We start from the raw sequence: 19985 nt of genomic DNA on the forward strand, positions 1-19985 counted from the left end.
TATAGAAATGGTCTGCAGTTTCAGTCAACTTTAAGTTTATTAAGCAGAGATGTAGAGCGTACAAAGATTAAGGCAAAAAGTAATATATTATCTTTAAATGTAAATGATGTATTAACAGTAACAGGTGCAGATGAAGAAAACACATACCGTATCACAGGCATAGTTCATTATTATCATGATAAAAGTGAGCAGGGCGGCAGAATATTAGAGCAGGAGCCTGCCTTATATTCAATGTACAGCAATGAATTATGTTTAATACCGAACACTATGCCATATACAATGAAGTATATAGATAAGCCGCTTGTTTTTGGTGTAACATTAGGAGTAGTAATAGGCAAAAGTGAAGATATAGACAGCGAAAGAAATACAATAGTGGTAGATGAATACGGCAGGGTGCGTGTTCGTATTTCATCTATGGCAGTGCAGGGAATGTATGATGACAGTATGGTAAATAATGATAAATATACTCACAGCTGTTATTTAAGATATGCAAGCCCTGCAGCAAGCAATAATTCTGGCTTTATAGCAGTTCCAAGAGTAGGTGATGAAGTAATAATATCTTATATAGACGGAGATATAAACAGGCCTGTAATTACTGGCAGTTTATATAATATGTTAAGCCCGTCATTAATTCAAAGTGAGATACTATCATCTAAACATAAAACATCACTTTCAGCAAAAACAGTAGGCAGGGGCGAGCAGGGCAGAAATGAGCTTACTATGAGCAACCTGCCAGGCAGTGAGCAAATCTATTTAAAAGCAGAAAAGGACTATGAAGAACTGGTGCAGAATAACTATGACCAGACAATCTTAAACAATAAAACCAGCAAAGTAACAGGCACCCATACAGAAAGTATACTGCAGGCACACATTCAAAATATAGCAGGGTTAAAAGATGTGAATGTAGGCGGCGAATATTTAACAGTGGTAGCCTTAAGCAAAGATACAGCAGTAGGTCTTTCTAACACATTAAATGTAGGGGCAAGTAATAAGATTACTGTAGCCATAGACAGCAGTGAAAATGTGGGCAAAAATAAGGAAGTGATAATAGGCGGCAATTTAGAAGAAAAAATCACATTAGATAAAACTGTAAATATAAACGGGGAAAGCACGACAGTAATAAAAGGCAGTTTAGTAGAGCAGGTAAATAAGGACACCACCCTTACAACAGAGGGTGAATATAGTTTGACAGTGAATAAAAGTATAACTTCAACAGCTAAAGAAAGTATTAACTTATCTTGTGAAAAAGAAATGATTATAGAAAATGACAGTTATAGTATGACAACTAAAAGTGATATATCATTAACAGCAGATAATTCTACATTAGTAACAGTAGGTGATGCAGAAGTTTCTATTAAGAGTGATAAAGTTACGATAAAAGTAGGTAGTGTTGAGATGGTATTAAGTTCTTCAGGTTTAGAAGTAACTGGTGGCAAAATTAAAGCTAAATAGTGAGAAAATATAATGAAGCCAAATGATTATAATTATAGAATAATTAATAAAAATGGAACTTTTTATGTATTAATAGACAAAAAAAGCAGCAATATAAATGTATTGCAAATAAAAAAGATGCTGGAGAGTATCGTAAAAAAATATCAGTTACCATATAATACAGATAATGTAAAATTATATGTTTCTGGGCAATTATTAACTGGAGCTGCGGAATATGAGATAAAGACTTTATTTTTTGGCTCTGAAGTAGATGGTAATATTGATAATGAGCAGCCAATATACAGGCTTTGTGGTGATAAACACAGTGATAATCAGATGCTGCATGTATATTTTAAGGGTAGTTCTCTTTCAATATGTAATTATTCTGTAAATGAAGAAAGTTTGGGTATAAAATTAGATTTTAAATCAGAAGAAGCAGATTTAATAGCAAAGGCTGAACAGTATGCTAAGGAGCAGCAAGAGAAACAGTCATCACAGTCATCACCTGCCCAAATGTTAACACCTTTATTAAAAGGTGATAAAGTAACATGTATGCATGGTGGAGAAGTAATGTTAGTATCTCAAGACGGCGAACCATTTTGCAATGACAGTGATTCTTTTATATTAGGTAATGATTTATTACAGGCATCTATAACAGGCTGTAATAACAATATATTAGGTGTGCCAAGGCCATGTACAAAAATAGTTCTTGTACCACCTTCAGCTTTAAGTATTACAAAATTTAATAATCAGGGTGTTGTTATTCAAGAGCATTTACAGACTATAATGACAGATAATATGGTTGGTTTAATGCTTAAGCAGGCAGTAGAGCCAAATTTATGGGAAGTATTATCACACCAGCCATCTACTAATAAGGGGGAGGCAGAAGGGGTTTTATCAGAGTTAATACCAGGAATTTTTTATTTAAAATATAATAACATTAGTTCTGGTAAAGTATGTATTATTAATACTACATTTGAGAATATATCAAATGCTTCTTATGCTAATACATTTTCTTTAGATGATTTATCATTAGACAATCCATTAGATATAGAGTTTGATAAGCCTGAAGAAAGCGATAGTTCAATAGACAGCACTATACTTGAAGAATTTAAATCTTTAAAGAGCAATACTGATGATTACATATATAAGGCATTAACAGTTATTGTAGATAATAATATTAATGAATATATACTTGTTATTCCAAAAGCAAAAAATTCGTTATTAAAAAAACTTCCTAAGGAATACAGAGATTATGGATATGGTAAAATAACAAATTTATCATATATTAAAAAACGAGCAATAAGCAGCAGTAATGGTAATGAATATAATATTGGATTTGCTAATATATCTACTATATTTCTGCGTTTTTCAGCTGGTGCAAAGAAAGTTTTACTGCATATTGATTCTACATCATCATTAGTGAATAAAAGCGAAGCTCAAAATCAAAATCAAACTCAAAGTAATCAAAAAACTCAAATATTATGTAACTATATGTCTAGTGAAGATTTTTCTAACCAGTATGCATATAAATTTAATTCTTATTATCTATATTACAATTCTGGTTATGATAAAACACAATATAAGTATATGTTTTCATATCCTTTTATAGAGCATAAGCCATGTAATGATAATGAAAAAATAGAGTTTGGTATGGATATTGATGTTATAAATAAAAAATTTATAACAAATACTAATGATAATGATGATTATGAATATAATAATGAGGAAAGCAGACAAAAAATGGCGGAAGTTTTCTGTGACATTATATCATCAGATAATATAAATGAGTTCGTAGATGAATGTATAAATAGTTATGATAAGTTTTTAGAGATATTGGAAGATAAACAAAATAATAGTCAAAATAATTCCCAGTTATCAGATAATAGCAGTAGTGATTATTATGGCGGTTTTAATCTTGATAAACTAAAAGAGATATTTAAGCTGGTAAAAGATAGTAGAAACCAGATGTACCAATCTAAGGAAAAATATAGAAAAGAATTAGCCGATGCTAGTGAAAATTTACTGAGAAATCTTATAATTCGTAAAATATTTGAGTTAATAAAAGATAATATCATTCCATTTGCAAAATCATCTAAAGGCACTGCAGTTAGTAATTTACGACATATTATGAGATTTTTTTCTAAAATTCCATATCTTGGTATAATTTTTATTATTATTGATATTGCTATGACTATTAAAGATATAATTGAGAGTGCTCAAAAGGCTCCAAAGTTAATGGAGGAGTTTTATAATGTTTTAAGTTTTTATGCTCATTTAGATGCGGAACTAGCTGTTGCATTATCTAGTAATAGTGTAAATCATGAAGTATTTTATAAGAAGAAAAATAATAACGGCACTTATAGTATAGCATTATATAACAGCAGGCAGGTTAACACAAGATTGTTAGGTATCCTGCATAATAATCTTCAAACTTTTTGTAATTATATTAGAGTAACAGTTGATGAAGATTTGTATAATCAGGATACATTTTTTATTCCACAGGGAAATATTTGTAATAGTGTGTATTTGGATAAATTTGCACAGTTATCTATATATAATGATAGTGAAGATTTAAAAGTTTCATCTAATTTTCATCATGTAAAAGACTTAATTATGAAAGCAAATACTTTTACAATGATAGAATCACCAAATTATAGTTCAATATTTATCAGTGAGCTTATAAAGCAGGGTTTTTATTCGCCACTTGGAGAAAAAATAAATAAAAATGTTGTAATAATAACAGAAGAAATAGAAAAGCACGATTTAGTATATAAAAGCCAAAATTATGTTTTTTCTGAACTTTTAACAGACAAGGAAATACCGCATATTTATTCATTTAGATTAATGAAAGAATACAGTATATCAGAAATAGAAAATTATATTATAAAACAAGTTATTGAAATATTTAATGATTTATCTAATACTTTTAAAGGTTTAGATAGTAGTAGAGTAGAATCTAAAGTAAATGATGCTGTAGAATATAGAAAGATGCAGGAATATGCAGATGCTTTTGCAGAGACATATAAAGAAATATTTTCAATAAAAACGAAAAGAAGCATTTTAGAATCATTTACGGATGCTTTTTTTATTGAAGAAAAAGGATATTTATGGTATTTTTATATAATGCGTAATTTGCAGGGTTTATATTATATAAATATGGATATTTTAGATTATATGCAGGCAGTATGTTATAAATTTAGTCAGGATATGAATAAGTTATATAAAGAAAAAGGCAGTTATATGGATATATTAGAAAAATATAAGAAGTATAATTTTGAAAAATATCCTATTTTAAATACTGTTAGTAGAAATATTGATAAACTTTATTCATTAATAGAAATGATGTATAGAATACTTGCATATTTTAATATGGAAATATTAGAAGATGAGTTAAAAGATAATATAGATAGAACAATAAGTGACTTGCATAAAGAGATAGATAATTTTTTCCAATTATCTACTTTAAAACCATCTGAAACAACTCTGCTGTTAAAATATATATGTTCAGATGAGAATTTATACAATATATGTAAGCTGACTGTAAGTGCAGAATACAGCTATGAATATTCTGTAAAAAAAGCAGAATTAAGAAGTGCTATAGATAGCTATGCTGTAAATTCTGGAGGTATGAAAGATTATAAAAGTATAAAATTATTATTGAGTGTATCTGATTTATATAAATTATTTAATAAAGTATCTAGCTGTATAAATAAATATACATCAGAGAATATTAATGATAACCATAAACAGCTTTTTGTATTAACCCATAGTGTATATACAATTAATCAGAATTTTTTTAAAAAACTATTTTATAAAGGAATACCAGAGCATTTTAAAAATATACTTCCAGTAACAAAAGCCAGTATAGAATTTGCAGCAGATAAAATAGAATATTATGATTTATTATTAGAGATAATATTTGTAAATTTATTATCATATATAGATAAAAATTATCAGCAAAATAGTAATAGTAATAGTTTGCCAGAATCAGACAAATATTTATGCAGTTATATTTTTACACAGGCATTAAATTATATAAGTTTTGGAGGTAATATAAGCATAGAAGAACAAATTGAATGTGCTAAAATCATGAGAATTGCACATATATTACTTTCTGATGATTTATACGATTATGTAAAGCAGCTTGATTATAAACAATTAGAATATCGTGAAACAAACATAGTTGAAACTGCCTTGATAGAAGCTAATCCTATTCCGTCTGATGCAAATGGTTATATTAAAAAAATAGGCGAGTTTATGAAAAATGGCATAGATAATGGAATAGATAGCAGCACGGATAATTCTAACCTGCCAGCAGGTGTAAAAAATGCAATGAATGATTTATCTTTAATCTTAAAATATGCTACTGGAGAATATTCTTTAAGTGGAATGGTTTCAGATATTGTTTCAGATGATAGTGGAATAAATAATAGAAATAGAATAACTGGTTTAATGACATCATTTAGAACAGAAAATTTAACAAGTGTTTTAAAAGAAGCTGTAAAAGCATCAAGTAAAAATATATTATCTGCTGAAAATATTGATGACTTTTTAACCGAGAATATTGTTCAAACATATATAGATTTTGTATATGAGTTAATAATGGAGCGATTTTTCCCTATAATAGACTTAGAGGAGTTTGAGGCCAAAACTAATGCTATAAAATATGCATATACAAGTAAAAGAGTAGATAGTAAAGGTGCTGTATATGATACATCAAGAGATATGATAGCACTTCCAGTAACTATCACTCAGAACTATTTAATGTCAGATTTTAAAGCAGCTTTAATAGGTGGAGCAGCTTTTGATAATGACTGTTTTGTTAGGGGCACAAGTGCAGGTATATTTATACAGGATAATGATAAAATTTCTCAAAATTTTGTATATAAACTATGTGATTATATATATAATGTGCCACTAGATACAATAGATGATAAAAATGCTCTATATGTAGAAGCGTATAAGAAAATTATCAGTTATTTGTATAATATTGACAGCAGTGTTACAAAAATTAAAGAGTTATATAATAATATAGGCACATCATTATTAAGCGATTATGGTGTTGTTATATTATCATTAGATAGAACAAATAATACAGAAAATAATGAACATTATAACATAAATGTACAAGATGAAAAATATATCCAGGTATCATATATAGATGATTTTGCTATTCAGCTAAAAAGGTTTGGAGAGTATAACCACAAATACTTTTATTCACATCAAGAGTTAATATCTGAAGGTAATGGTTCTATAAGTGATGTTGATTGGTCAAATCAAAACAAAAAAAATATTAACAAACAACCTGTATTGTTAGGCTCATTAGTATATGATAAAGAATGGATAGATAATAAAATGGAGGAGTAATTTATAATGAGTAAAATAATCTTTTCACCATCAAAACTTGAAACTATATGGTCTTTTCTTCAAAAATCACAAGAAAAAAAATTTAATGATGACCCAAAATTATTGTATTACATTATAACTTTAGATGACTTAAAAAGTTTTCAATCAGCACCTAATGGTATGAAATGGAGTGCAGAAGAAAAAGCATCATTTGAAAAATTAAACTATGTAGAGAAAAAGAAATATTTAATAAATAAAATGGGCTTTAAAGGTGGTGTAATTCTTCCCCATTTAACAGTAGAAAATCTTTATCAGTATCCAGCTATACGAGATGATATAAGTAAAGACCAGTATGAAAGAGCACAAAAACTGCTTTCATCATCTAATAAATCCTTTCCTAATATGGATAAAAGCAAACAGGAAGAAATCTTAAACTATTTAAGAGAAGCAGCCTACCGTAATAACTTAATAGCAATGCGTGATTTGGCGGACCTTCTTTTCTCCCGAATTAACCATGTAGAAGAAAGCCAGGGTATAAAAGATATAAAAGAAAGCTTAACTCAATATTTAAAGCTGATAAAAGCAGGAGCCCCAGATGGCTATTACGGCTATTATGCAGTGTATAGGTTTACTCAAGATAAAGATAAACTCTTTTATTCATCCTTAACCCCGCAGGCGCTTGGTGTAAATGAAATGCTTGCAGCTCAATATTTAAATGAAGCTATAAAATTAGGCAATAAGCAGGCACTATATGATGTGGCAGAAACCACAGAAGGTTCAATTATGGCAGTAGATATGTATATTACAGCTGGTTATTTATATCAAGACAGGTATGCATTTTCTAAAGCTATGAGAAGTGCAAGCTATGATATAAATAAAGAAGATTATGAAATGTTTTACATAGCCTGCATGCGTATGGCAATAATACTTGGAGGCAGTTTAGATGAATTAATAGCCTGCTATGCAAATAGAGTAAGTGTTCATAATAACCCAATGCGTGAAGATGAACTTCGCCAGTATGCAAAAAACAGGAAATTAGTAGATGGGTTAGACCCATATTTTGATGAATATTTTCCACCAGATTTAGTTCTTGATTTTGGAACTCAACTTGATAGTGGAATGTATGGTGGCACAAGTAATTATCCAGGCATATACAGGTGGATAAAAACAGGTAAATTAAAAGACCCGCGGGATAAAGACAGCACACAAAAAACAGTGCAGGATTTTTATAATAAACTATGGCAGATTATTTTATGGCATACTAATTATGCTATGACTTTTACTGAAACAATAACAGAAACATATCATACTAGAGATAGTTATATTGCTCATTTACTTTATCGTAAATATGCATCAGGTTTTGCATCAGCCCGTCCCTATATATTTCCTAAAGAAGTGCTTGCAACTAAGATAGATTATAATAATATACCCCCAAAAGATTTTAAGTAAGCATAATGGAGAGCAGGCTATGGAATTAACACTCAGTAAAATATTAGAGCAAGAAACATCAAGAAGAACTATTTTAAAATATAGCACATTTGCAGGAATATCGTCCCTAGCAGGAATAAACGCCTTAAATACAAGTATAACTTTGCCACAAATAACACTTTCATCTGCAGAAATATCATCAAGCAGTATTTCATTAGATTATACTGTTAAGCCATACAGTATATTTTTAGTAAGTGAAAACATGCAGTATGTAAATAGATTATTAACTAATGAAAGGTTAGAGCATCTATATTTATACAGCTATACATTAAGAGCAGGCACTTCAAGCAAAATAACAGCAGATAATAATTTATCCAGCTTATTATTATCATTAGGCAGTATTATTCCATTTGATTATGATACATCCGATATAGATATGAAAGCCTGGAAAGTCCGCGAAGCCTTTTTATATATAAGCGGAGTATATGCAGAATTGCAGAATAACAGTAAATCAGTAATCAATGAAGAAAAATTGCTGTCATCCATAAATATTTTAGGAGCATATAATAGAAATATTTATGGTGTAAATAATCACTCTGCATGGGCAAATGAAAGTATAAAGATAAACCAGGCATCTTCCCCAATAGGAAATATTATAATGCTGTAAATAATTAAGCCCATATTTTATGGGCTTAATTGTTATAATGGATAAGTATGACTAAAGCATTAGAAATGTTTAAAACAATAGCAAACAAAGTAGATGATTTTATATATTTTGGCATAATAGCCTTGCTAATATATTACCGCACAATAACATTTTCAGACAGCCTTTATTATAGAACATCACTTTTAATACTTTTTGCAGTAATATATACATATATATGTATAAAAGATAAACATAACAGGCTTTTTACATTACTATATTATAATAAAATACTTTTTTCTATTTTAACAGCATGTATCATATTATTTTTATATAATGGTGCTCGCAATGAACTATTTTTTACTTATGTTGGCTATAAACAGCTATTAATATGCTTTATTACATTAATCCTTCCCTTATTTATGGGTTTTAAAGGCAATACTAATATAATCAATTTTAAAAAACAGGATAAAATATTTGCATATATACTTTCTGTTTTATATTTATCAGCATTTATTCAGTCATCATATTTTATACATATAAATGATTATTTAGATAAATATTTATTTCCATACACAATAACTTTAATAATGGTATTAATAACACTTTATATAATAATCAAATTTATCAAACACCACACATTAAAAGACACAGCTGTATATCTTATTTCAAGCTATCTTATAATATATTTTTTTACATTTTTAGAGCCATATTATTATTTTTATTTAATGATAGTATTATGGGCAGGCTATATCTTTTTTAATATTAAATTTAATGAATATTTAAAGCCATTTAGAGTAATATTATTTATTGTATTTTCTATTTGGCTTATATACTATCCATTTTCTTATCATTCATTATGTTATTTTGTTTCATTGGACCCACAGTATAATTGTATTCCAGAAAATATAACTAGTAGTATTACAACCATACATAATCCTGAACGCATCAATGAGCTTATTCCTAAAATATGCCAAAATAAAGCATCATCTGAAAGCTTTAATAAAAGAAGAAGAATATGGGATTATATACAGGAAAAAAGAAAGGAAGATACAGATTTCCCCTATGATGACAGTTCATATTTTTTTGATACGGAATCAAAACGATATAAAGAGTTATCAGCAGAGCTGCAAAAAGTAGATATAGAAAAACAAGAATTTCTACATAAATGTGAAACAAAATATTTTGGCTATATGTATGATTTTACTATACAAGGGGTAGATATGGAATTTTGGAATAATGTAGATAATAAAATATTGGTAAAAGAATTCAGCCATAAAAATGAAAAGGGCAGAATATCTTATGAAGTATATAATTTTTATGAAAAAGATACAGGTATGTTATTGTATAGTGGAAAAACTAGTACAAAATTTAACAGTTTTATATATGAGTTAGGGTTATCAGGATATTATCTTGCATTTCCTGGTATAAGGACAATAAATATGTATTTTTAAAAAATATTCTTATTATAAAAATATTATACAATAAGTTATAAAAAGGAGAAAATAAAAATGAATGTAACAATTAGCAGGTTAAAAAAATATGCAGTTAAATTTTATAACATTCATTTTTAAGAGATGTAGTATATGATAAAAGCATTAGAAATGTTTAAAACAATAGCAAATAAAGTAGATGATTTTATATATTTTGGTATAATAGCTTTGCTGATATATTACCGCACAATAACATTTTCAGACAGCCTTTATTACAGAACATCACTTTTAATACTTTTTGCAGTAATATATACTTATATATGTATAAAAGATAAACATAACAGGCTTTTTACATTATTATATTATAATAAAATACTTTTTTCTATTTTAGTAATAGGTATTATGATATTATTAGATAAGCTGGGTTACTGGCGATTATCAGTATGCTTTATCACATTAATCCTACCCTTATTTATGGGTTTTAAAGGCAATACCAATATAATCAACTTTAAAAAACAGGATAAAATCTTTGCATATATACTTTCTGTTTTATATTTATTAGCATTTATTCAGTCATCTTATTTTATCCATATAAATGATTATTTAGATAAATATTTATTTCCATACACAATAACTTTAATAATGGTATTAATAACACTTTATTTAATAATCAAATTTATAAATCATCATACCTTAAAAGAAACAGCCATATATCTTATTTCAAGCATGGCAGTAATGTTTTTTGGAATATTTGTTAGAAATTTATTAGCTGACCTTATTCCAACTGATAACATAAGCAACTTTGCATATTTTTATGTAATGATAATTTTATGGTCAGGTTATATATTTTTTAATATTAAATATAATGAATATTTAAAGCCTTTTAGAGTAATAATATTTTTTGTATTTTCTATTTGGCTTATATATTATCCATTTTCACATCATTCCCAATGTTATTTTGCTTTATTAGACCCACAGTTTTACTATGGCAAGGAAAGTCTTACTACTATTTATAATCCAGAACGAATAAAAAAGCTTATACCTAAAATGTGCCAAGATAAAGCGTCATCTCAATGGTCTTTTGATAAAGGAAAAAGAATATTGTACTATATATATATAAAGAGTTATGAAAAGAGTAAGGAAGATGATGACTTTCTTCCCTATGATGATAATTCATATTTTTTTGATACGGAATCAAAACAATATAAGGAGTTATCAGCAGAGCTGCAAAAAGTAGATATAGAAAAACAAGAATTTATACATAACTGTGAAACAAAATATTTCAATACTGATGACATACATTTTTGGGATATTGATAATTCAATATACATACCTGATAGACCCTTAGTAAAAGAATTCAGCTATAAATATGTTAATGGCAGAATATCTTATGAAGTATATAATTTTTATGAAAAAGATACAGGTACATTATTGTATAGTGGAAAAACTAGAATAAAATTTAGCAGTTTTATATATTATTTAAGATTAGCAGCAAAGTATATTCCATATCCAGATATAAGAGTAATAGACGGTATTTCTTTAAGGAGTTACGATTAACATTAATATTTTATATAATAAACTATAAAAAGGAGAACATGAAAATGAATGTAACAATCAGCAGGTTAAAAAAATATGCAGAATGTGCTAATGCATGCTATGCACTTTTTGATAAGGAAGAATTTACAAAAGCTTATATTGATGTTGAAAAAAATAAAGAAAATGATAATAACTCTAAAAGTTTACGATATATTACAGAATTTGAAAAATTAATTATAGGAAGCGATAGTAATCAATTAGCACTTGATTTTAGGTTTAGAGGGTTCCCTGAAGAAATCACTGATTTTCATATTAATCAGATTAACTCTGGTCAAAATGAACAAGTTTCTTTTTTAAAACAAACTGAAAATTTTTTAGAAAGGTATGAAATAAAAGCACATCAACCAAATACAATAACTGGTTTTAGTGCTACATTATTTTATGATAAAGTAGATGATGAGTATATCCTTGCAATGAGAGGGACAGAAGGGACTTTTTTAGAGAAAGAGGATTTTTATGCAGATAGTAAATTGTTTTTTAAGAGAGTGGTTACTCAATATGATGATATGATGAAGTTTTATGAGTATAAAGTAAAACATATTGTAGGTAATAATAAGTTAATTGTTACAGGCCATTCTTTAGGTGGTGCTTTATCGCAGTATTTTACAATATCATTTCATGATGATACTACAGGTGAAAACCCTGTAGTTCAAGAAACTTATACTTTTAATTCTCCGGGAATTGATGTTCAGGCTATAAAAATTTTTGGAACATATATTCAAAATCCATATTTACCAATTAACAATTTATCACTGTTTTTAATTTTAAAAGATTTATACACACAAATATATGACAATATAACAAGAGATGATAATATAGCTGTTTATTTTAATAGAATGATGGAAAATAACTTGAAATTAGATTCTATTTCAACTGATAAATATGTATATCATATAGAAAGCTGTATTGGTCTAGGTGCAACAAAAGAGTGGCTTATGGATAATACCACCCAGCATTTAGGTATGGATATTAATGGACAATATTTATCTGTAAATAATAATATGGATAATTCTATGGATGCACATGGAATAGAACATACTATTGCTACTCTTTATTTTTATGATTACCTTATAAAACAGAGTAATAACTCAAATAACTTTTCAATGCTTGGCATAAAAGAATTACTAACAAAGTTAAATGGATATACAATATATGCTGATTTTTTAAATATGCTTAATTTAGAAATTGCAGATATTGAAAACATAAAGAAAAAATATATTTTATATTTACAAGATTTATTTATAAAAGCAAAAAATAGTGAATATAATGAACCGCTGTATCGTATAACAAAAGATATTATGCAAAAGGCAAAAATAGAATGTAATAATGATACCAGCTTTACTGCAATAATAGATAATATAATTGCATTAGAAAATGCTAAGGTAGAAACTATCTATGTAGATGAAAATATACTAAATCCTGCAAATAATTTAAATGATATGCAAAAAACTGCACTGTATTTTTTATATCCATATATTGTATCTCAGGCTGAAAATCAAAATTATCATATTTCAGAACTTATAGAAAATTTGCAGGGCGAATATTTAGATTTAATATATTATATATATTCTTCCTTGATGAATACTATAAACAGTGTAAATCAGGATGTGTTGTGTAATAATGCAGGCAATGGAAAATGTAATCAATATGATTCTATAGACGATATAATTAAAAATTTATCCAGCTATGCAAAAAAAACTGCTGCAGAAAATGAGTTTTTATATGTATGCTCTATGCTTTAGACTGGGTTTATATCAAAAAACTTATACAGTCTTACAATTTGTTTTAATATTAAAATATGGCGAGGTGGTAAGTTGAGTAAAAAGAAATATTTATTATTACTAATACCTGTAATCTTAATAGCAGTTTTTATCGTTGTAAACTATAAGCCCTTATCGCTGGCAGTGGAATATTATAATGAAACAAATGTATACAGTCTGGAGAATAATGTTGCAAGTCTTAATTATTTAATACAAAAAGTAGAATCTGATGTAGCTGGTAATAACTATAAGCAGTATATGTTAGATATTACAGATTACTATATTACAAGTGATTTTGTATATGTAATATTTGATAAACTTGGTATTGTAGAATCATATTATAATGGCATATTATCTAAGTTAGTGGAACAGACACTTTTTATTTCTGTCATAAAAAATAATATTAAACCTGCAGAAAATCAGAAAATATCTGAAATGCTTAAATATTATTCAATAAATGATATGGAAAACTTTCCAGAGCTTACATTAGCTTTTATCAAACAATTATCACATTATATTACTGCTAATCAATTATATACTATTAGTCTTGTATCAACAACTTTATCAACTAATTCAATTTGCTATGTGGCAGTAACTGCAAATGGTTGTAATAAACAGGACTACTATTTTAATAAGTATATTTATAACCCATTTCAGCAGGTATTTGACTATTATTTTAGTGTTATATCAGCACATAATGAAAAAATAGATTTATTAAAACAACAGCATGCTGAAAAGTTCTAAACTTTTTATCTGTGGTTATGCTTGTATTTTATTTTTTTATATCACAGATGAAGTAATGAAAGGATAGTTTAGTAATATTTTATCACATTTTTACCACAATCTTTTCTATTTAAAAAGCCATTTTTTAATCTAAAAATCTTATAACATGTTAATAAATAAGAAAAATTAAAAATAAACTATATGTTTACTTATCTAATCTATTTGTAATAAACAATAAATTCTCAATTTATGAAATTTAATTGTTGACAAAAATATATTTGTTATTGTATATTAAATCAACAAATTTATATGTGAAAAAATATTTATTTATATAAGCAAAAAAGTTATTGCAAATTATAAATATATAGTATATAATTTGTATATAAACATAAAAGTATAATAAAAGGAGGCTTTATGAGTTCACCAGTTTATATTAAAATTGAAGGAGCAACACAAGGTTTAATTACAAGTGGTGCTTCTACTGAAGATAGTATCGGTAACCGCTATCAAGCAGGCCATGAAGATGAAATTATGGCTCAGGAAATTATCCACACTGTTACAGTGCCAACAGATACTCAAAGCGGCCAGCCAAGTGGTCAGCGTGTACACAAACCATTTGTTTTTACATGTTCGCTTAATAAATCTGTTCCACTTTTATACAATGCTTTAACAAAAGGAGAAAAACTTAATAATGTTGAAGTGCACTGGTACAGGACAGCTGTTGGCGGCGGTCAAGAGCACTATTTTTCTACAATTTTTGAAGATGCAGTTATTACTGATATTTCATTATTAATGCCTAATGCACAAGAGCCAGGCAACAGTGATAAAACTGAAGAATTTAAAGTCAGCTTAAACTATCGTAAAATAGTTTGGGAACATGTTGCCAGCGGAACAAGTGGCAGTGATGATTGGAGAAACGCTTAAGAACTCCAGTATACCTATCATACAGCACCCCCAGTTAAATTTTTAATCACAGCGCTTTTTATTAACTGGGGGTTTTTTATATCTATTTTTCAAGCAGCAGTTATTATAATATACTTTTATTCGCTTAAAGGAATAACCATCATATAACTTGAATTTTTAGATTTACCAAGTGTTGAGCCCCAGCCTAAACGAACACCTGATTTGCCAAGTTTAAGTGCCATTTTTGGTCTGTAATTTATCTTTAAATATAAGTCTATGGCAAATTCATCATTTGTAAGAAATGCTATACTTTTTTTCAACACTTTAAATTTAGAGCCTGTAGGGAAAAAGTTTAATGCTTCGTCATAGTCTAAGTTTTCTATTAATATGCCTATTTTTGTCTGGTATGAAAATACTGTTTTTCCAGTAATAAAGTTATTGCCAAGCTGACAGTTTTTAATGCCTAAATAGTTCTGCTGTGATGAATTAATAGGTATCTGGTGTGGCAGATTTTCTATTATTGTAAGCCTTTCCTGCAGGTTAAATGTGGTCTGCAGTATTCTTTCTATTTGTTTTTTTGGCCGCCTTAAGTTTGCTATTAATGGAGCAAAGGGCAGGTATGTTCTTGCTATTTCTTTATTTTTAATACCTAAAAATGAAAGAAGTATGGCAGATATTTTATCATTAAAATCAATATCAAATGATTTTGCATAGCTGTTCATAGATACAACATCATAAAATATCCATGTAATATAATTATTAAAAAAATCAAAAAGCAGGCTCCAGCCATCGCCGCCGTCATTATTTGCAGCAAGTTTTTCAAGCATATAGCTTGGCAGTTGAGAACTTGCCCCCTGTATGCCTAAAAAATTTACCATTATTTCAAGGCTTAATTTTTTATGTATTTCATTAGTATTATAGTTTGTTATGCTTTCAATTTCTCTATTAGGGTGGCCAAGTGATGAATTAGTTCTAAATAATATTTCATCTTTTTTATATTCTTTAAGTAAGTTTTTAATAGTTTTGTAAAAATATTTATGCTGCAGGTTACTCATATTATCGCTTTTTTACCTTCTGTTGGAAAATAATCCATAATAGTGTTGTTAGATAAACATTTAATTTGAAGTTCACAGAATGAATTAATAGATGCAAATGATGAAAAAAACTTTGCAAGCACAAGTCCAAGTCTATACACTTCACCTGTACAGTAAAAAAGACTGTCATCAATATCTATAACACATAATGTGCCTTTTTTAGCTATGCCGTTTGTAATGCGGTATACTGTTTTTGATTTAATATCCTTTATGGCATCACGGAGTTTTTCAGAAATATTGTCATGCTCTGTTAATGTAAAATCATAGGCCTGCAGTACAGCTAAAAAAGACTGCTTGTTTGTCATTGTCTGGTAATTTAAAGATAATACAGATACAAGTTTCCATAATATTGTGCCGTCTATTGATGTTTTATATACTTTCGTAGGCAGTGTAATATTCATTGTAGTTACATTTATATCTTCATACACATTAATATCACCAATCTGCAGTTCCTGTGGCAGTGTGCTGTTACAGCATAATGTTTTTATGGAAAGAGTTTCTATTTCGTGAGACATTAAATGAGAATCAAAAAGAGTAAGGTATGTATATTCATTGCCGTTAATATCTTTTTTAGTAGCTGTAGTATAAAAATCATCACTGTCATCTTCTGATAAAAACTCAAATCTTTCAAAATTATTATAGTTTTTTAAAAACCTTTTACCGCGTACTGTTGCACTGCTGAATACTGAAATAATTTCTAATATATCATAATATTTATCATGTGTTTTACTTATGCTGAGCCTGAACCCGTCTTTTTTGTTATCATTTTTTACAGGCTCTGCTGAAGCTTCAAACAGATTAATTACAGGTGTTATACCAAAACTAAAATGGTCTGCGCGAGGCATACAGTATGAGGGCAGGCTTTTTGTAAATACAAACTTAATAATAAAACTTTTTCCTTCAAAACTGCTGAGCATATCGAGCTTTTCAAGAGTTATCATATTAAACTTATCAGGCAGAAAAAAATATTCCTGCATAAGAGAAAAGGCTTCAATACCTGTATTTCTGCCATAAAATACACTTTGTTTATCATCAAACCCCATAGGTCTTATATTATTCAGCGGAAGCCTGTATTCTTCATTTGTATCAGGATTTAATATGATTATTTCTGCTAAATAATTAAAAAACCACATTAATAAAGTAGTAGAAACATATACATCAAGCCCTAAAAATAGGTTTAATATATTAATATTCATCTGGTTTATTGTTACAGCTGGCTTTATAGATTCTATCCGCAGTGATAAAATCTGATGCTTGCTTATGCTTTGTGTTAATACTTCCGTTATTTTTAACGGGTATAAATATACATCATAAATAGTTTTAAATTTGCAGGCAACATTATCTACCGGTTTTGATAATATCTCTGTACCTTTATCAATTTTTACATAATTTGCTTCAGATTCATTATTCAGCTTAAATTCCTGTATGCACATAGATGGAATAGGGGAGGTATAGTTTGGTGCTATAATATTTATAAGCGATTCTGCAATAGATGGAATATTTTGGTCTAATTCCATTTTTATTTTAGATGTTAGTATAGCAAAGTTTTCTATTAACCTTTCTATATCTGGGTCCTTACTGTTATTTGAAAGAAATGGTGCCAGCTTTGGAAACCTTTCTATAAATAACTGCCGTGCTTTTGCAAGCTCATCTATTTCTCTATGGTAATAATATATATGCTCGTTACTGTTCATATTATATTACCTCGCAGTATCTGTTGCTTGAAAAATCTATAATAATATGGAATTCATTAAATTTATCATTAACCATTCTGCACTGTAAATCAATAGACAGTTTCCAGGGCATCTGGCTTTTGTCATAATCTGCAGATATTATTACTATCCGTTTTTCATAGTCATGTATCATAGATTCTATTCTTGAAACCAGCTTGTTGCAAAGCTCTCTTGATTCCATAGACATATTTTCCGCATCATTAAAGCCAGAATTAATAAGACATAAACAATCTTCTTCATTTGTATTCAGTAAAGACTGAATATTGTTTTTTATTTCTGCAATTTTATCATTTTGATATACAATACCATTATACTGGTCATCAAGTTTATGAATTATTTTATCAACAAATCCCATATAATACCTTAATAAATATAACTGGCTGCAGCATTTAACCACAGCCAGATATTAGTTTATTTAATTATTCTTTATCCAGCTTGCCCACAAGGGAAAGTTCAAAGTTAGCACCCATATATTTAAAGTGCGGTCTTGCATTAAGCTGAACTCTGTACCAGCCAGGCTCTCCAGGAATATCTGTAACAGTAACTGTTGCACCTCTGAATGGTCTTCTGCTGCGTACTTCTGGTGGTGGGTTTTCCTGGTCAGAAATATACTGTTTCAGCCATTCATTTAAGCCTCTTTCTGTATCCTGCCTTTCTTTCCAGCTACCTATTTCTTCCCTTTGCAGCACTTTTAAATAGTGAGCCATACGAGATATTAAAAATAAATATGGAAGCTGTGTGCCAAGCCTGAAATTTGTTTCTGCCTCTTTACCTTCTGGTGTATTTGGAAATATTTTTGGTTTAAGTGCAGAGTTTGCTGAGAAAAACGATGCATTATTACTGCCACGCCTTAATGTTAATGCAATAAAGCCGTTTTCAGAAAGCTCATATTCTCTTCTGTCTGTAATTAATACTTCTGTAGGTATTTTTGACTGCATACTGCCAAAACTTTCATAAAAATATACTGGTAAATCTTTTACTTCGCCGCCGCTTCTAGGTCCTATAATACTTCCGCACCATCTGTATTTTGCAAAACTTTCTGTTAATCTTGTTGCAAGCAGGTATGCACAGTTGCCCCATACAAGATGGTTATGAGATGCACTTACATCTTCTGTATAATTAAATGTTTTAATAGGATTATTTTCCATATCATAAGGGGAGCGTGTTAAGTATCTTGTTACTAAAAGACCTGTATATTTTGCATCTTCATTTTCTCTAAATGAACGCCATCTTGCATACTGCGGGCCGTCAAGCAGTCCTTTTAAATCCTGTATTGTTGGCATTTCTGTATAATCTTTTAATCCAAAGAATTTTGCATCAATAGATGTTAAAAAAGGAGCATGGCTCATAGCCGCTATTGCAGACATTTTATTTAAAAATGTCATATCAGGGCTTGCATAACTTAAGCTGTAGTCGCCAATAATAGCACCAACAGGCTCGCCGCCAAACTGACCGTATTCTGAAGAATATATATGTTTATAAAGGGTTGTTTGTGTAATATCTGGGTTTAATTCAAAATCTTCTAATGCTTCTTCTTTTGTAATATTAAATAAATCTATTTTAATGTTTTCATTAAAATCTGTTCTTTCCACAAGAGTATAAAGTCCACGCCAGGAACTTTCCAGCTTTTGAAATGCTTCATTATGGAGTATTTCATCCATTTGTGCAGATATTACATCGTCAATATGGGCAATCATTTCATCAAGAGCAAATTTATTAACTTTTTCTTCTGCATTATCGCTCTGCACAATTTGTGTAATAAATTCTGCAACACCTTGTTTTGCTACAAGATAGCTTTCATCAGTTACTGCAAACTTGCTTTTGCCCATAATTTCTTCAATTATAGGTGTTTCAATAATAACTTCTGTTTTTGTTTCAGACATACAGCACTT

13 protein-coding genes are annotated in these 19985 nt (G+C 28.6%); 9 read left to right on the top strand and 4 right to left on the bottom strand.

Going from position 1 to position 19985, the window contains the following annotated elements; translation table 11 throughout:
- The 9 genes from Q1X91_RS04630 to Q1X91_RS04670 all read left to right on the top strand — a co-directional run.
- Positions 1-1452, top strand: a 1452-nt coding sequence (locus tag Q1X91_RS04630; protein ID WP_300753823.1) for a phage baseplate assembly protein V, incomplete at its 5' end; no start/stop codon positions are given.
- A gap of 12 nt (positions 1453-1464) precedes the next feature.
- Complete coding sequence (locus Q1X91_RS04635; RefSeq protein ID WP_300753824.1) at positions 1465-6801, top strand: hypothetical protein; 5337 nt, start codon at positions 1465-1467, stop codon at positions 6799-6801.
- A gap of 6 nt (positions 6802-6807) precedes the next feature.
- Positions 6808-8229, top strand: a complete 1422-nt coding sequence (locus tag Q1X91_RS04640; protein WP_300753826.1) for a hypothetical protein — start codon at positions 6808-6810, stop codon at positions 8227-8229.
- 19 nt (positions 8230-8248) lie between these two features.
- Positions 8249-8875, top strand: a complete 627-nt coding sequence (locus Q1X91_RS04645; protein WP_300753828.1) for a hypothetical protein — start codon at positions 8249-8251, stop codon at positions 8873-8875.
- Between the two features lie 47 nt (positions 8876-8922).
- The gene (locus Q1X91_RS04650) at positions 8923-10305 is read left to right on the top strand and encodes a hypothetical protein (protein WP_300753830.1); all 1383 of its coding nucleotides are present in this window, start codon (positions 8923-8925) and stop codon (positions 10303-10305) included.
- Positions 10306-10437: 132 nt separating this feature from the next.
- Positions 10438-11841 carry a hypothetical protein gene (locus tag Q1X91_RS04655; RefSeq protein WP_300753832.1) on the top strand — a complete coding sequence of 468 codons (1404 nt, stop codon included), beginning with the start codon at positions 10438-10440 and terminating at the stop codon, positions 11839-11841.
- Between the two features lie 44 nt (positions 11842-11885).
- Positions 11886-13622, top strand: coding sequence for an Mbeg1-like protein (locus Q1X91_RS04660; protein ID WP_300753834.1), 1737 nt, complete (start codon positions 11886-11888; stop codon positions 13620-13622).
- Between the two features lie 72 nt (positions 13623-13694).
- Positions 13695-14384 (top strand): hypothetical protein, encoded by a 690-nt coding sequence (locus Q1X91_RS04665; protein WP_300753836.1) that lies wholly within the window; start codon positions 13695-13697, stop codon positions 14382-14384.
- Between the two features lie 393 nt (positions 14385-14777).
- Positions 14778-15287: an Hcp family type VI secretion system effector gene (locus Q1X91_RS04670; RefSeq protein WP_300753838.1), complete on the top strand. Its 510-nt coding sequence runs from the start codon at positions 14778-14780 to the stop codon at positions 15285-15287.
- 116 nt (positions 15288-15403) lie between these two features.
- Here the strand turns inward: Q1X91_RS04670 and tssG are convergent, their stop codons facing one another.
- From tssG to tssC, 4 genes are all read right to left on the bottom strand, one after another.
- The gene (gene tssG / locus Q1X91_RS04675) at positions 15404-16321 is read right to left on the bottom strand and encodes a type VI secretion system baseplate subunit TssG (protein ID WP_300753840.1); all 918 of its coding nucleotides are present in this window, start codon (positions 16319-16321) and stop codon (positions 15404-15406) included.
- Positions 16318-18054: a type VI secretion system baseplate subunit TssF gene (tssF, locus tag Q1X91_RS04680; RefSeq protein ID WP_300753842.1), complete on the bottom strand. Its 1737-nt coding sequence runs from the start codon at positions 18052-18054 to the stop codon at positions 16318-16320. The genes tssG and tssF overlap by 4 nt, the downstream gene beginning before the upstream one ends.
- A gap of 1 nt (position 18055) precedes the next feature.
- Entirely contained in the window at positions 18056-18448 is a 393-nt protein-coding gene (locus Q1X91_RS04685; protein WP_300753844.1) for a GPW/gp25 family protein, read from the bottom strand.
- A 64-nt stretch (positions 18449-18512) separates the two neighbouring features.
- Positions 18513-19976 carry a type VI secretion system contractile sheath large subunit gene (gene tssC / locus Q1X91_RS04690; protein WP_300753845.1) on the bottom strand — a complete coding sequence of 488 codons (1464 nt, stop codon included), beginning with the start codon at positions 19974-19976 and terminating at the stop codon, positions 18513-18515.
- Positions 19977-19985 lie beyond the last annotated feature (9 nt).

The sequence above is a fragment of the uncultured Brachyspira sp. genome (assembly GCF_949287625.1).
GTDB lineage: Bacteria > Spirochaetota > Brachyspiria > Brachyspirales > Brachyspiraceae > Brachyspira.

Bases quoted from the DNA above. Each gene is read 5' to 3' on its own strand.
- Q1X91_RS04635 (WP_300753824.1), top strand. From the start codon at position 1,465: ATGAAGCCAAATGATTATAATTATAGAATAATTAATAAAAATGGAACT.
- Q1X91_RS04640 (WP_300753826.1), top strand. From the start codon at position 6,808: ATGAGTAAAATAATCTTTTCACCATCAAAACTTGAAACTATATGGTCT.
- Q1X91_RS04645 (WP_300753828.1), top strand. From the start codon at position 8,249: ATGGAATTAACACTCAGTAAAATATTAGAGCAAGAAACATCAAGAAGA.
- Q1X91_RS04650 (WP_300753830.1), top strand. From the start codon at position 8,923: ATGACTAAAGCATTAGAAATGTTTAAAACAATAGCAAACAAAGTAGAT.
- Q1X91_RS04655 (WP_300753832.1), top strand. From the start codon at position 10,438: ATGATAAAAGCATTAGAAATGTTTAAAACAATAGCAAATAAAGTAGAT.
- Q1X91_RS04660 (WP_300753834.1), top strand. From the start codon at position 11,886: ATGAATGTAACAATCAGCAGGTTAAAAAAATATGCAGAATGTGCTAAT.
- Q1X91_RS04670 (WP_300753838.1), top strand. From the start codon at position 14,778: ATGAGTTCACCAGTTTATATTAAAATTGAAGGAGCAACACAAGGTTTA.
- tssG (WP_300753840.1), bottom strand. From the start codon at position 16,321: ATGAGTAACCTGCAGCATAAATATTTTTACAAAACTATTAAAAACTTA.
- tssF (WP_300753842.1), bottom strand. From the start codon at position 18,054: ATGAACAGTAACGAGCATATATATTATTACCATAGAGAAATAGATGAG.
- Q1X91_RS04685 (WP_300753844.1), bottom strand. From the start codon at position 18,448: ATGGGATTTGTTGATAAAATAATTCATAAACTTGATGACCAGTATAAT.
- tssC (WP_300753845.1), bottom strand. From the start codon at position 19,976: ATGTCTGAAACAAAAACAGAAGTTATTATTGAAACACCTATAATTGAA.